Below are 15,008 nucleotides of genomic sequence, written 5' to 3' on the forward strand. Positions count from 1 at the left end.
TAATACTAAATCGTTCAATAATATCACCTTGATCAGAGAATAGCTGCAGCAATTTTACTAGGTATCAACAATTCATCCTCGGAAAGAACTTTTTAAAAAGCGTATCTTGATTAGTAGTCACAAAATGCACTGGTTTATCGCCAATTAATTGTTTGAGATATTCATAAGTTAGTTTCTGCGGCGGAATTTTGAGAATCATTTTTAAAGATTCAAGCATAAAAGCCCGATGCTCTTCTTTGGAATTAAATTGAGTATAAAAGCCATTGAAGATACCTTCAAAATGATATTTATCATAAAAGTATTTCATATGCTTTATGAATAGAGGACTAGCAGAATACCAAAAAGCCATTCCTGCCGCATTAGACATTCCACTTCCGGCTCCAACAATAATGGCATCTGCCTTTTTCACATGGTTTACTAATTCATCAATTTTATTCATATAATGTTTACCTAATTTTTTATTAGATTGTTTACTCTTATACATGCTGTATAGAACTTGATGTAAACATCATATGGTAAAGGGGTTAGGCAGTTAAGCACATTCACGGCAAAATGTCAGATTCAGATAATGGACAGATTTGAGATTATGTAGTGAATTTGCCTTTCATATTTTATTTTTGTATAGTTTGTTAAAAATATATGCAAAAAGGGGGAAGAAAAGATATGACACTTATTTACTCCAGAAAAGCTAATATAAATGATATTGATAGTATTATGCCAATCATCGATGACGCTAAGGCATTTTTAAAGAAAGCTGGTAGCACGCAGTGGCAAAGCGGATATCCTAATAAGCAAACTATCACTCAAGACATAGAAAATAATGTTGGGTGGGTTTTAGTTGTTGATCACCAGATAGCAGGTTATGCAGCTGTGATTGCTAGAATTGAACCCACTTATCAAGTAATAGATGGTCAATGGCATAATGATCAAGATGAATACGCAACCATCCACCGAATGGCTATTAGCAGCCAATATCGCGGGATGCATCTAGCAAATTACTTTTTCTCTAATTTAATTTCATTACAAGTGACAAACAATATATCTAACTTTAGGATTGATACTTTTAAGAAAAATGCAGTTATGCAGCATTTAGCTAAAAGTAACGGCTTTACTATCAGAGGAACGATAAAAGTAGATGATCCGATCGATCCCGAAAGAATTGCTTTTGAATTAAATTTATAAAGCATATCAGTTTACTAATTTATCTGTATCCGCTACCATGGGAATATAAGCAACGTTGTATGTTTTAAATCCTAAGGAGGATTTTTATGAAATATCAAAAGACTAAAGAAATTTTAAATCAAGCAATTGCTGACCTTAGTCAATTACAAATGGTAGTACGTCAACAACACTGGTACATGCGTGGACCAGAATTTTTGAACTTACACCCATACTTAGATGAAGTAATGGAAGAATTAGACGACCAACGTGACTTAATCGCTGAAAGATTAATCACCATTGATGGTTCTCCATACTCAAGCTTGGCAGAAATGGTAGATCATTCTACAATTGAAGCTCATCCTGGCAAATGGGGCACACCTACTACAGAACGTTTTGCGACTATTGTTGATGGCTATCATCACTTGGAACACCTTTACGAAAAGGGAATTAAAGCCGCAGATGAAGAAGGAGACTACAGTTCAAGTGATATCTTAACTACTTGCCACAATGACCTCGAAAAGAGAATTTGGATGATGACAGCTGAGATTAATCAAGCTCCTGGAATTGATGAATAATTTAAAATAAATTCAAAACAAAAAAGACAGTAAGCTAGAAACATGCTTACTGTCTTTTTGTCATCTAATATCTACTTGTTCTTTTTCAAATATCTCACTCAACTTTTTAACTAATACTATCTATTAGCATTCTCCCCACAATATAAAAGTCCAGAAAAAGGGTGATTCACTCTCTAACAAGAATTGTACCAAATTAAACAAAAAGTTGATACTATTTTTTAATTATCTAAATTTATATTTTGTTCATTTGAATCATCACCAAAAAATTCGACTAAGACATCCGCATCAGGATACAGTTCGGGGTGCAGATTTAAATATTCTTTTATATTGTTACAATATTCTATATTTTCTCTTTCTTGACTATAATGATACAATTCCTCTAAACTTTTACGCAAAACGGGGTAAATAGTGTTTTTTACGGCAAAACCTACTGGATTAGTTGTACATTATTGAAGATATATGAAGTACCTAAATCGTTAATCATTTTTATTGTTGCGTTAATACGAGCAATTTCTGATCTTTAGCGTGGTTTCTAGGCAATAACAATAAATAGACTGCCGTAATATTCATTTCATATTGATCCCAAAAATTATGATACAATTCATCAAAATCTAAACTTGATTGCGATAATAACCACTCACGATAAATCGTTAAAATTCGAATTACTTTTTGCACATTAAAGATATACAGATAATTATAACCAAACCGCTTAGTTAAAGCTTTCAATGACTATTTTTATTAAGTTTTTTAACTAGGGATGCTGATTGTGTTGTAATCATTTTTATGTTTTTCTTTAGTTTGTCTGTAGCGATCTGTGTTGATGGTAATCTTTTATTAACTTTAATGTCATTTAGATCTTGCAACAATTTTATCTTAGTATGGTCATCCATATAATCAGCACTCAATATCTTTTTAACGGTATTTTTATGCTTTTGTTCACTAACGGTTTTACCTACCAATATACCTATGCCACAGAATACAGTAGATTTAATAATCTTTTTTACTAACATCATATTTATTCTCTTTACTTTATAAAACACTAGTAATTACATTATATTTGCTTATACCTAAAATATTACTTTAAACTATAATTATTACCAATCATTAAACTAATTATTACAAAAAGGAATGATTTAATGGCTAATTGGCGTACACTATTTCCAGCTCGAATTTTAAGTCGCGGCGAAATATACTATGACAATCTAATGATCAAGTCTTTTGATCTTGCACAAGATAACGAACATTTTGCTGCAACGATTCAAGGTGGAGTAGGCCAGTATTATAACGTTTCAGGTCGACTTCGTTTAGACGGTCGTGCTTCTGAATTAAAGTGCAATTGTCCCTGGGCTAAGAAGGGCCATCGTTGTAAACATGAAGTAGCGGCACTTCTAGCAACAGAAAATGAACAAAAAACAAATAAAAAATATTCTACAACTCAAGGGACTCATTTTAGTGATTTACTTTCTGAAGACATAAAAGAAAGTATTATTAAAGCCCAGCCCGCAGTTAATCCACTAGACATTATTGGAGATAAACTCTGTAATAAGCAAGACTATCAAACTGCTATGCAACTAAAGCTGAATTTAACAGAAATTAGTTGTGATCATTTAGATAATAAAATGCGTTCTTATGAATATATTTGGCATTTAGAGCAGTACGATGGCAGCTGGGTAACATTGGATGTCCAATTTACACGTTGGCAAATCATTGCAATTGATTTTAATGCTTTTCATAAGCTTTCTGTAAATCAAGAGGTAATCAATGCTTTGACTTGGCTTAAATTTATTCCTGAATACCTTAAAGATGATCCTTTTGATATAACTAATGATGCTGCATTACAGCTTCTTTCACTATATTCCACTAAGCCTAAGGAAGATAATGATCCAATAGTTTTAAGGGCTCAAACCAACAATTATGGCTCTATGCTTAGTATTCAATTTAAATTGGGTAAAGGAAATCATCTTTATCAGCTTAAGGATCTGAATCATTTAATCGATATGGTTCATGATCAACAACCGATAAAATTGGGCAAATTTTTCAACGAAGTAATTGATTCCGAAAAAATGGATACTAGTAGCAAGCGGTGGCTAGATTTTATTAAGAAGATTGTCGATGCTCGCAACTTAAATAAATGGGGATATTCTACTGAGACTCTTGATCGCATCGATGTCAGCGATTCAATTGCTGATGAAGTAAATGATTTATTGTACCAAGGATCAAAGCTATATTCTGGGACTCGTCTTGTAGGTTATACTACCGATAAACTGACAGCTAATATCCAAATTGAAGAAGAAAATGGCAGTGCTCATATTCTAGTAGAAGATTTTCCGACCTCAACACTAATAACAGGAAATGACAATTTTTATGGTTATTACAAAGGCGTATGGATTAAATATGAGGGCCTCACTCCTAAGTATTTAGCTCAGTTAGGCTTGCATCCCGGTGAAGAATTACGTTTTAGCAAGAAAAACGTTACTGAATTTACACGAAAAGTTTTGCCTAAATTAGAGCAATCTGATTATCTAGAGATATCTGGCGCTAATAAATTACGAGCTATTTTGCCACCTGAAGCAAATTTTACATTTAAATTCGACTATCAAGATAATAATGCCCTGTGCCAAGCCCTTGTTCAATATGGCAAAAATACATACTTACTAAATCGTAATTTTTCTCAAACTGAGCGCCGTGAAGCTAAAAGAGAAAATGAAATTGAACAACTAGTTAAACAATATTTTTCTGATTTCAAGAATAATGAATATCTGTTGTCTAATGATGATTTAGATCGCTTAGGCGAATTTCTTGATCATGGAATTGCCAAATTTAAAGAAATTGGCGAGGTGCAAATTACGCCAACGTTTAGATCTCTCCTAAAAAGTACCAATACCAAGATGGAATTAGGTGTGAGCGTTAACTTGACCAATGAACTAATTGATGTAGATATCTCCAGTCAAAAAATGAGTTGGGAAGATATTCAAGCTGCACTTAAAGCATATCAAGAAAAGCGGCGCTATTTTGTTTTATCTAATGGTCTACTTCAGCATACCCAGCAACCAACTATTGAGCAATTAGCTCAAACACTGCACGATTTAGATATCAGCTTTACAGATTTTATCCATGGAAAATTACAATTACCTGCTTATCGTGCCTTTTACTTTGCCAAAGAAATGCAAAAAGCTAATTCTTTACATTTCTCCAGTAATGAAGCTTTTAATCAATTAATTAATGATTTAAGCAAAAACCAATTAAAACCAAGTAAGCTGCCTACTAAGCTAAAAAGTGTCTTACGTCCTTATCAAAAAGAAGGATTTAATTGGCTTAGTACATTAGTTAATTATAATTTTGGCGGAATTCTAGCCGATGAAATGGGCTTAGGTAAAACTCTACAGGTAATTGCTTTATTATTAGCTAGGAAAAAGAAAAATAGCACTAGTTTAGTAGTAGCACCAGCATCGGTTATCTATAACTGGCAGAATGAAGCACAAAAATTTGCGCCTGAATTAAAAACTGCTGTACTAGGCGGAACTAAAAAAGAGCGAGCATTAATTCTCTCTAACGCTAATAATTACGATTTATTGATTACCTCATATCAATCTTTAAATCGTGACTTGGAATCTTATCAGGGACTTGCTTTCGATATCCAAATTCTTGACGAAGCACAAAATATCAAAAACCACCAATCAATTACAGCTCAATCAGCTAAAGTTATTAAGGCTCATCATAAGCTTGCCTTAACAGGTACACCAATCGAAAACAAATTAAGTGAATTATGGAGCATCTTTGATTATTTAATGCCTAATTTTTTAGGATCATATCTAAACTTTAAGAAGAAGTTTGAGATACCAATAATTAAAGAAGAAGACGAAAATGCCGAAAATCAATTAGTTGAAATGGTAACGCCATTTATTCTGCGCAGGCTAAAAAAGGATGTTTTAAACGATTTACCTGCAAAAGACGAAGAGATCGTTTACGTTACTATGGGTACTAAGCAAGCTGAACTTTATAAACTACAAACGCAAAAGTTAATAGCCGAATTAGCTCGTCAGGGGGATGCAGAATTCAAGCGTGCTCATTTTAAAATCTTTGCGCAAATTACTAAATTACGTGAAATTTGTTGTGATCCGCATTTATTGTATGAGAATTATCATGGTAACTCTGGCAAATTGATTATGACTATTAAGCTAATCAAAGCAAATATAGAAAATGGACATAAAATTCTCTTATTTTCACAGTTCACTTCAATGCTAGAGATAATTCAAAACAAGTTAGCTAAACTAAAGATTCCTATTTTTGTAATTACAGGAGTAACTGCTAAGAAAGAACGTCAGGAAAAAATTCGTCAGTTTAACACATTAGATAAACCTGGCATCTTTTTAATCTCTCTTAAAGCAGGGGGAACTGGCATTAATTTAACTAGTGCTGATGTAGTTATTCACTATGATCCGTGGTGGAATTTAGCTGCGGAAAATCAGGCAAGTGATCGTGCTCACCGTATGGGACAAAAACACACAGTTAAAATTTATAAAATGGTTACCCGTGACAGTATTGAAGAAAAAATTATTTCGTTACAACATAAAAAAGCAGACTTAGCCAAGATAATTTTAGATAATCATGATGTCGCACAAGCTACAATGAGTAAAGAAAATTTATTAAAGATTCTAAAATGATTTTGCACTTGCGAACTATTGTTTGCATAGGTATAATAAAAAACTAAATATAAAACCAACAAGTTATATACTTGCTGGTTTTATATTTAGTTTAATTTAGTGATGTTTTTTATAATACCAATAATATAATCCGAATGGCACCATATTTTCTTGGTGATGCTTTAGACGAATTATATTGCTTCGATGGCTCCAGTAGATTAAGACTACGAGCAGTCCACTGATAATGCTTAAGGCAAGATCGTGGAAGAACAATGAAGCTATAAAAATCAAAACTACTGAAATTAGGCTAGTTAATGAAACCATACTTGTAATAAACAAGATTGGGAAAAAGATGACTGCACAAATTAAAAAGAAGTGGACATTATAGCCTAATAAGAAACCGGCTGATGTAGCAACGGCTTTCCCACCTTTGAATTTTAAAAAGATTGGGAAGGCATGCCCTAAAATTGCAGCTAGGCCAAAAATCAGGCTAAGATAATGAGGTCCTAGATGAAATAGAACTGGTAATAATGTAGCTATGGTTCCCTTGAAAAAATCTACCAAGAAAACAATAATTCCAGCTAATGGACCTAATACTCTAAAAGTATTAGTAGTACCTATATTACCAGAGCCATATTTTCTTATATCTTTGTGAAAGAAGATTTTTCCCACTAATACACCCGTCGGAAAAGATCCGATCAAGTATGCTAAAATAAACAACGATGCAAATTTTAATGCAAACATATTCAACAACTCCTATTAATCTATCGCTATTTTAGCAAAGATTATTCCTTAAATATACGGTGTTGGTGAATTATTGAGTAAATGGGGGATTTTTTAGTGGCAAAAGCTAATACTTATGATGATTCTTCAATTCAAATATTACATGGACTAGAAGCTGTTCGTAAACGACCAGGTATGTATATTGGTTCAACAGATATACATGGTCTTAATCAACTAGTTTACGAAATAGTCGATAACTCTGTTGACGAAGCCATGGCCGGCTTTGGTAAAGAAATTGATGTAACTATCCATAAAGATAATAGTGTAACTGTAAGAGACTTTGGACGTGGGATGCCTACAGGAATGCATAAGTCAGGAAAGCCAACTATTGAAGTTATTCTGACTGTACTCCATGCAGGTGGTAAATTTACTGAACAAAACTATAAAACATCAGGTGGACTTCATGGTGTAGGTTCATCCGTAGTAAATGCACTTTCAAGTTATATGAAAGTACGTGTTGTTCGAGATGGAAAGGCATACGAAGAAGAGTTTGAAAAGGGTGGACATCCTATTGGAACTCTTAAGTGTTTAGGCAAAACTAAAGATCCTACTGGTACTACAATTACTTTTAAACCAGATGCTATGATCTTTTCAACAACTAAGTATAAGTATGAGACTATTCAGGAACGTATTCGTGAGTCTGCCTTTTTGCTTAAAGGTGTTAAGTTTGTTTTAACTGATGAGCGAGAACCTGAACATCATGATGTATTTCAATATGATGATGGAATTAAATCTTTTGTTTCTTATCTAAATGAAGGTAAGGGAACTATTAGTGATGTTTTCTATTTTGAAGGAAAACAAGATGGCATGGAAATTGAATTTTCCGGTCAATATAGTGATGGATATTCAGAAAATTTAGTATCTTTTGTTAATAATGTTCGTACTGGTGATGGTGGTACTCATGAATCTGGTGCTCGCAGCGGATTTACACGTGCTTTCAACGATTATGCTAAAAAGCAGGGACTACTTGGTAAAAAAGATAAAAATATCGATGGTTCAGATTATCGAGAAGGTTTAAGCGCTGTTTTATCAGTGAAAATTCCAGAAGAATTACTTGAATTTGAAGGTCAAACTAAAGGTAAATTAGGTACCCCACAAGCACGTTCAGCAGTTGATTCACTCGTCTACGAAAAGATGTCTTATTATTTGATGGAAAATGGTGAATTAGCTCAAGAATTGGTGAAGAAGGCACAACGAGCTAGGGATGCACGTGAAGCTGCTAAAAAGGCTAGAGACGAAAGCAGAAACGGCAAGAAAAGACGCAAAAAAGAAGTTCTTTCTGGTAAGCTTACCCCTGCTCAATCACGTAATCCTAAAAAGAATGAATTATTCTTAGTCGAAGGTGACTCTGCCGGTGGTTCAGCAAAACAAGGCCGTGACAGACGCTTCCAAGCAATTTTGCCTTTACGTGGTAAAGTTTTAAATACTCAAAAAGCTAAATTACAAGATATCTTTAAAAACGAAGAAATCAACACTATGATTTATACCATTGGTGCAGGTGTAGGTGCTGAATTTGATGTTGATGATTCAAATTATGACAAAGTTATTATCATGACTGACGCCGATGACGACGGTGCTCATATTCAGATTTTGCTTTTAACCTTTTTCTACCGCTATATGCGTCCAATGATTGAAAAGGGAAAGGTATATATTGCTCTTCCACCTCTTTATCGTTTACAAAAGGGACGTGGCAAGAAAGCAGAAATTCAGTATGCCTGGACAGATGAAGAGCTTGCTGAAGATGAAAAGACTATGAAACGTGGCTATTCATTACAGCGTTTCAAAGGATTGGGTGAAATGAATGCTGAACAACTTTGGCAAACAACCATGAATCCTGAATCCAGAATGCTAATTCGAGTAAAAATTGATGATGCTGCTCTTGCTGAACGACGAGTAACTACCTTAATGGGTGATAAAGTCGCTGCTAGAAGAAAATGGATTGAAGAAAACGTTAAATTTAGAATGGGCGAAGATAGCTCAATCTTAGAATCAGAAGATGATTAAAGAAGGTTTTTAATTAATGACCACAAAAGAACGAATTCGTGAAATGCCGCTTGAACAAGTTATGGGCGAGCGTTTTGGGCGATATTCCAAATATATTATTCAAGAACGGGCTTTACCTGACATTCGTGATGGATTAAAGCCTGTTCAGCGACGCATTCTTTATGCAATGTATCAAGATGGAAATACCTATGATAAGCCATTTAAAAAGGCCGCAAAGGCTGTTGGTAACATTATGGGTAATTTCCACCCACATGGTGACAGTTCTATCTACGGTGCTTTAGTTCACTTATCCCAAGATTGGAAGATGCGTGAACCATTAGTAGAAATGCACGGAAATAACGGGTCAATGGACGGTGATGGTCCTGCGGCTATGCGTTATACTGAATCTCGCTTAAACAAAATATCAAACATGCTTTTGCAAGATATTGATAAGCAAACAGTTAAAATGGTTCTTAATTTCGACGATACTGAATATGAACCAACTGTTTTGCCAGCCCGTTTTCCTAATTTATTAGTCAATGGGTCAACGGGTATTTCTGCGGGGTATGCTACTGAGATTCCTCCACATAACCTTGGTGAAGTAATTGATGCTACTATTTATTTGCTAAAACATCCTGATGCTTCATTAGAAGATCTAATGAATTTTGTGAAAGGTCCCGATTTTCCTACTGGTGCTATTGTTATGGGAACTAAAGGCATCAAGGAAGCATATAAAACTGGTAGAGGTCGTATTCAAGTTAGAGCTAAAACCAGTATTCAAGAAATTCGTGGACACCGTCAAGAAATTGTAGCAACAGAAATTCCATTTGATGTTAACAAGGCTCTTTTAGTCAAAAAGATTGACGAGATTCGATTAAATAAAGAAATTGATGGTATTGCTGAAGTACGTGATGAAACTGACCGTCATGGTCTGTCTATCGTTATCGAACTAAAAAAAGATGCAGATGCTCAAAACATTTTAAACTATTTATTTAAGAATACTGATTTACAGGTTTCTTATAACTTCAATATGGTTGCAATTGATCATATGACTCCTGTTCAAGTAGGCTTAAAGCGTATCTTATCATCCTACTTAGAACACGAAGAAGACGTTGTAACTAAGCGAACCAAATTTGATTTAAATAAAGCTGAAGCACGTCTAGAAATCATTCAAGGTTTGATTCATGCGATGGATATTCTTGATCAAGTTATTAAGACCATCCGTGCTTCAAAAAACAAGGCTGACGCTAAAAAGAACTTGGTTGCCAAATATAAATTTACTGCCAATCAAGCCGAGGCAATTGTTTCTTTACAACTTTATAGATTAACTAATACTGATGTTAATGCATTGATTGCCGAACAAACTAAGCTCAATAAACTTGCAGAAAAATACCGTAAACTTTTGTCAGACCGAAAGACCTTAGAAAAAGAAATTATTAAAGAACTATCAGCTGTAAAAAAGGAATTTGCTAGTCCTCGTCGTACTGAGATTTCTGAAGAAAGTGCTAAAGTTAAAATTGATGAAAAAGCATTAGTTGCTGATGAACAAGTACGTGTATTAATCAGTCGTGATGGTTACTTAAAGCGTTCTTCACTTAGATCATACCAATCTACTGATGATGCCGATAATGGCTTACCAGATGGAGATAAAGTAATTTATGAAAATACGTTATCCACTTTATCTAATCTTTATCTATTTACTAATCATGGTAATGTTATCTACCGACCAGTTCATGAGTTAGTAGAAACTAAATGGAAAGAAACTGGGCAACACCTTTCTCAAGAAATTGGATTAGACAGTGATGAACAAATTATTCGTGTCTTTGTATTCGATAATTTAAACGTAACTAAAAACTTTGTTCTAGCTACCAATGATGGTTATATCAAACAACTTGAATTGACTAACTTGCAACCAACTAGAACTTATAAATCACGTGCTATGACAGCTATCAAATTAAAGAATAAAGATAGCTTATTGATTGGGGTAGATCTAATTAATCCTAATGATAAAAAGGAAATCACATTATTTACTCATCGAGCATATGCAATTAGATATGACATCAGTGAAATTCCAACGTCAGGTTCTAAAGCGGTAGGGGTTAAGTCAGCTAACCTTAAAGATGACGATTATATAGTCGGCTATGTTTTAGTTGACAGTCAGTATCTCGATTTAATGCATGTTGGTTTAATTACTCAACGGGGTGCATTTAAGCAATTTAAGCTTTCTTTAGTTAATAAGGTATCTCGTGCCAAACGTGGGGTATTAGTTTTACGCGAACTAAAGACTAGACCACATAGAATTGTAGCTTTAATGCCTTACGCTCAAGATCATATCCTACATGTTACTACCTCTAGTGACCGTCACATTGAAATTAAGACTAATGAATATCCATTAGGTGATCGTTATTCAAACGGTTCATTTGTTATCGATACAACGGTAGATGGTACACCAACAGATATTGAATTAGGTCGTCCAATTAGTAGTCAGAATTAATATCATGCTTATTATTTAATAACATTTTATAAAAAGAAAATAGTGCTGAGACATTTGTTTTGACACTATTTCTTTTTGGATAGATAATAAATTATGTTATGGGACATGACTTATCATAAAATAAAATTTCGAGAAAGAAGATAATTGTTATGCCTAAAACTGATACAATATTGTCGGCTAAATTATTACGTTTTTTTTTACAACTAATTGATACAATGAACTACACCCAAGCAGCTCAAATTTTGGGAATTACCCAACCAGCATTAACTCAACAAGTTAAAAAGCTTGAGCATGCTATTGGTGCGCCCTTATTTGGTCAAATGGGTAAGAAGTTATATTTAACCGAAGCAGGGAAAGAAATGGAAACTGCTGCAGTTGAATTGCTTAATACTATCAATGGAGTTGTAAGTGATATTCAAGAATATACTCAAGCAGATAAAGGTCATATCTCTGTAGGGATCTTGGATTCACTTCAATCAGATCTTTTCTATAAATTCTTAGGTGAATTTAATAAGAAATATCCTGATGTAACCTTTACTATCAATTATTTTGATCGTAAAGAGCTATGGCGTAGGTTGGATACCAACCAAGTTGATATGGCGATTATGTATTTACCTGACAATACGAAGAAGGAAGATACTAATTTACGTCACCAGTATAATTACGAACACTTCTATGATGATCGATTAGTAGTTTTAACTCATAAAACAACTGTTGAAGCTGAAGAAACTTGTCCAGTTTCACGCTTTATAAATAGAAAATGGGTCGCATATCCTGACAATTTCTATTTGACACCTTTAATGCATGAATACTTCGGTAAAAAGAATAAGCCGATTATTCCTATTAAAATTGGATCTACAAAAGAATTAATCAAAATGGCTGAGAATTCAGATTACGATACCTTTATTACTCAATCCTATTATGACGCCCATCGTGATGAAATTGACTCAACCAATTTGACTCCAATTTATTTGAAGGAAGATCATGGATTTCATATTTCCTACGTTTATCGTAAAGGCAAGCTTGAAATACCTAGAATGCAAAATCTCTTAAAAGAATGGGAAAAGTTCTTGGACAAGCATCAGAATTTTAGTAAACTATTAGTAGATCAAATAAAAAGTTAGAAAAAGAGGCAATTTATTCAATGGAAAAAGAATTTGTTTTCGGACACCAAAATCCAGATACTGATGCTATTGGTACTGCCATTGCATTTTCATACTTACAAAATAAATTAGGCTATAACACTGAAGCTGTAGCTTTGGGTGAGCCTAATGATGAAACTGCATATGCCCTTAAGAAGTTTGGTTTTGAAGCTCCTCGTGTTATCAAAGAAGCTGCTCCAGAAGTTAAGGCTGTAATGTTAGTTGACCACAATGAACCTCAACAAAGTGTCTCAGATATCGATAAAGTTAAGGTTACTCATGTTGTTGATCACCACAGAATTATGAACTTCAATACTGCAGATCCTTTATACTATCGTGCTGAACCAATGGGTTGTACTTCAACCATCGTTTGGAAGATGTTTAACGAAAATGGTATTGAAATTCCTGAAAAACTTGCTGGATTAATGCTTTCAGCTATTATTTCAGATACTTTACTTCTTAAATCACCAACTACTACTGATGATGATAAAAAGGCTGTTGAAGCATTAGCAAAAATTGCCAACGTTGACTACAAAGAATATGGTTTAGCAATGCTTAAAGCAGGTACTAACATTAGTAATAAATCAGAGGAAGAATTAATTGATTTAGATGCTAAGAGCTTTGCTTTAAACGGCCACAACGTACGTGTAGCACAAATCAATGTAGTTGACCTACCTGAAGCTTTGGAACGTAAGGATGCCTTTTTAAAGGCTATGGAATCAGCATCAAATGATAATGGTTATGACATGTTTATGCTTTTAATCACTAACATTCTTGATTCAGATTCTGAAGCTTTAGTAGTTGGTTCTAATGAAACTAAAGAATTATTTGAAAAAGCTTTTGATAAGAAGCTTAATGATTCAGAAGTTAAGTTGCCTGGTGTTGTATCACGTAAGAAACAAGTAGTTCCACCATTAACAGAAGCTTTTGAAGGCTAATTTTTAGGTTCTACTAAAAATGACTAGGGAACATATCCCTAGTCATTTTTTTATCTTAAATTTAAAGGAGATAATAATATATGTCATACCCACAACTAGATTTAGAAAATATTACAGGTCCTCGTGCTACTATTAAGACTAATCACGGTGATATTAAGATTCAATTATTCCCAGAACAAGCTCCAATGACCGTTGAAAATTTTGTTCGATTGGCAAAAAAGGGATACTACGATGGTACTATTTTTCATCGTGTAATTAGTGATTTCATGATTCAAGGTGGTGACCCTGAAGGAAATGGTACTGGAGGCACTAGTATTTGGGGCCATCCTTTTGAAGATGAATTCTCACGTGATTTATTCAATCTTCGTGGTGCATTATCAATGGCAAATTCAGGTCCTAATACCAATGGCAGTCAATTCTTTATCGTCCAGAATAAGAACATGCCTAAGCGTTACATCAAGCAAATGGAGCCAGCTGGTTATCCTAAAGAAATTATTCATGCTTATAAGCAAGGAGGAACCCCATGGTTAGATGGTCGTCATACTGTTTTTGGTCAAGTAATTGATGGCATGGATGTAGTCGATGAAATTGCCAAGGTAAAGAAAAATAAAATGGATAAGCCTCTAGAAGATGTAGTTATAAATAATATAGAAATTTAAGACTAAAAAAAGAAGTTGCGCTCGCAACTTCTTTTTAATTCATTTCTTTTAAAAGTACGATGAGTGACTTACATACTCGTTCAGCTTGATCGTCTGGTAATTTTCTTAGCTCATTAGTAACTTTTTGAATGAAAATTGGCGTATTGTTAACATGATTTTCTGGCTTAATATTTTTAGCAGAATAAGCATTATTAATAATATCTGGTGTACTAGTGTTCAAAGCCCGAGCTATTGAATCAAGCTTCTGAATACTAATGTTTTGATCTTTAGTTCTTTCTAAGCGTGAAATAAAATTAACTGAAAGATCGCTAAGTTCAGCTAAGTCCTCCTGTGTAAGTTTTTGTTCACGTCTTCTACGAGAAATTTCTTCTCCTAAATTAATATTCACAAAGCATTCGATCCTTTCAAGTTACTTATACCTTTATAGTTATAGACTATAAAAGCTTCAGGATAAAATGAATAAACTATTTTACAGTCTCTTATCCCGTGATTCCATTTAGGTAATTCTAACTCAAAAACCCTATAAAATTAAGTAATTTGACCTTTAATATAAGATAATCTTAAGAAATTATATTTTGAGACTGTCAAATCTTTTGTGTAAATAGTTCTTTCTCGCAAATTGATTTTTTA

13 protein-coding genes are annotated in these 15,008 nt (G+C 33.8%); 8 read left to right on the top strand and 5 right to left on the bottom strand.

Annotated elements, in window-relative coordinates; genetic code table 11:
* Positions 1 to 64: 64 nt before the first annotated feature.
* Complete coding sequence (locus tag FC37_RS09205; protein WP_025006097.1) at positions 65 to 439, bottom strand: SIR2 family NAD-dependent protein deacylase; 375 nt, start codon at positions 437 to 439, stop codon at positions 65 to 67.
* Between the two features lie 224 nt (positions 440 to 663).
* On the opposite strand from FC37_RS09205, the gene FC37_RS09210 reads away from it, so the two are divergent.
* Positions 664 to 1,182: a GNAT family N-acetyltransferase gene (locus tag FC37_RS09210; RefSeq protein WP_025006098.1), complete on the top strand. Its 519-nt coding sequence runs from the start codon at positions 664 to 666 to the stop codon at positions 1,180 to 1,182.
* A gap of 86 nt (positions 1,183 to 1,268) precedes the next feature.
* Positions 1,269 to 1,736 carry a Dps family protein gene (locus FC37_RS09215; RefSeq protein WP_025006099.1) on the top strand — a complete coding sequence of 156 codons (468 nt, stop codon included), beginning with the start codon at positions 1,269 to 1,271 and terminating at the stop codon, positions 1,734 to 1,736.
* A gap of 486 nt (positions 1,737 to 2,222) precedes the next feature.
* Here FC37_RS09215 and FC37_RS09220 read toward each other — a convergent pair whose 3' ends face one another.
* Positions 2,223 to 2,462, bottom strand: coding sequence for a hypothetical protein (locus tag FC37_RS09220; protein WP_025006100.1), 240 nt, complete (start codon positions 2,460 to 2,462; stop codon positions 2,223 to 2,225).
* Entirely contained in the window at positions 2,459 to 2,749 is a 291-nt protein-coding gene (locus tag FC37_RS09225) for a hypothetical protein (RefSeq protein ID WP_233185835.1), read from the bottom strand. Before FC37_RS09225 ends, FC37_RS09220 begins: the two co-directional genes overlap by 4 nt.
* Positions 2,750 to 2,872: 123 nt before the next feature.
* On the opposite strand from FC37_RS09225, the gene FC37_RS09230 reads away from it, so the two are divergent.
* Positions 2,873 to 6,400: a DEAD/DEAH box helicase gene (locus tag FC37_RS09230; RefSeq protein WP_025006102.1), complete on the top strand. Its 3,528-nt coding sequence runs from the start codon at positions 2,873 to 2,875 to the stop codon at positions 6,398 to 6,400.
* 96 nt (positions 6,401 to 6,496) lie between these two features.
* On the opposite strand, the gene plsY is transcribed toward FC37_RS09230, so the two are convergent.
* The gene (plsY, locus tag FC37_RS09235; protein ID WP_025006103.1) at positions 6,497 to 7,123 is read right to left on the bottom strand and encodes a glycerol-3-phosphate 1-O-acyltransferase PlsY; all 627 of its coding nucleotides are present in this window, start codon (positions 7,121 to 7,123) and stop codon (positions 6,497 to 6,499) included.
* Positions 7,124 to 7,219: 96 nt separating this feature from the next.
* On the opposite strand from plsY, the gene parE reads away from it, so the two are divergent.
* The 5 genes from parE to FC37_RS09260 all read left to right on the top strand — a co-directional run bounded on the left by parE (position 7,220) and on the right by FC37_RS09260 (position 14,378).
* Positions 7,220 to 9,166, top strand: coding sequence for a DNA topoisomerase IV subunit B (gene parE, locus FC37_RS09240; RefSeq protein ID WP_025006104.1), 1,947 nt, complete (start codon positions 7,220 to 7,222; stop codon positions 9,164 to 9,166).
* A gap of 16 nt (positions 9,167 to 9,182) precedes the next feature.
* Positions 9,183 to 11,639, top strand: a complete 2,457-nt coding sequence (gene parC / locus FC37_RS09245) for a DNA topoisomerase IV subunit A (protein ID WP_025006105.1) — start codon at positions 9,183 to 9,185, stop codon at positions 11,637 to 11,639.
* A 149-nt stretch (positions 11,640 to 11,788) separates the two neighbouring features.
* Complete coding sequence (locus FC37_RS09250) at positions 11,789 to 12,763, top strand: LysR family transcriptional regulator (RefSeq protein WP_056945626.1); 975 nt, start codon at positions 11,789 to 11,791, stop codon at positions 12,761 to 12,763.
* Positions 12,764 to 12,783: 20 nt separating this feature from the next.
* Entirely contained in the window at positions 12,784 to 13,719 is a 936-nt protein-coding gene (locus FC37_RS09255) for a manganese-dependent inorganic pyrophosphatase (RefSeq protein WP_025006106.1), read from the top strand.
* Between the two features lie 80 nt (positions 13,720 to 13,799).
* Positions 13,800 to 14,378 (top strand): peptidylprolyl isomerase, encoded by a 579-nt coding sequence (locus FC37_RS09260; protein ID WP_035434451.1) that lies wholly within the window; start codon positions 13,800 to 13,802, stop codon positions 14,376 to 14,378.
* Positions 14,379 to 14,412: 34 nt separating this feature from the next.
* On the opposite strand, the gene FC37_RS09265 is transcribed toward FC37_RS09260, so the two are convergent.
* Positions 14,413 to 14,766: a helix-turn-helix domain-containing protein gene (locus FC37_RS09265; protein WP_025006107.1), complete on the bottom strand. Its 354-nt coding sequence runs from the start codon at positions 14,764 to 14,766 to the stop codon at positions 14,413 to 14,415.
* Positions 14,767 to 15,008 lie beyond the last annotated feature (242 nt).

Origin of the sequence: Lactobacillus gallinarum DSM 10532 = JCM 2011 (assembly GCF_001434975.1) — a bacterium.
In the GTDB taxonomy this organism is placed as follows: Bacteria; Bacillota; Bacilli; order Lactobacillales; family Lactobacillaceae; genus Lactobacillus; species Lactobacillus gallinarum.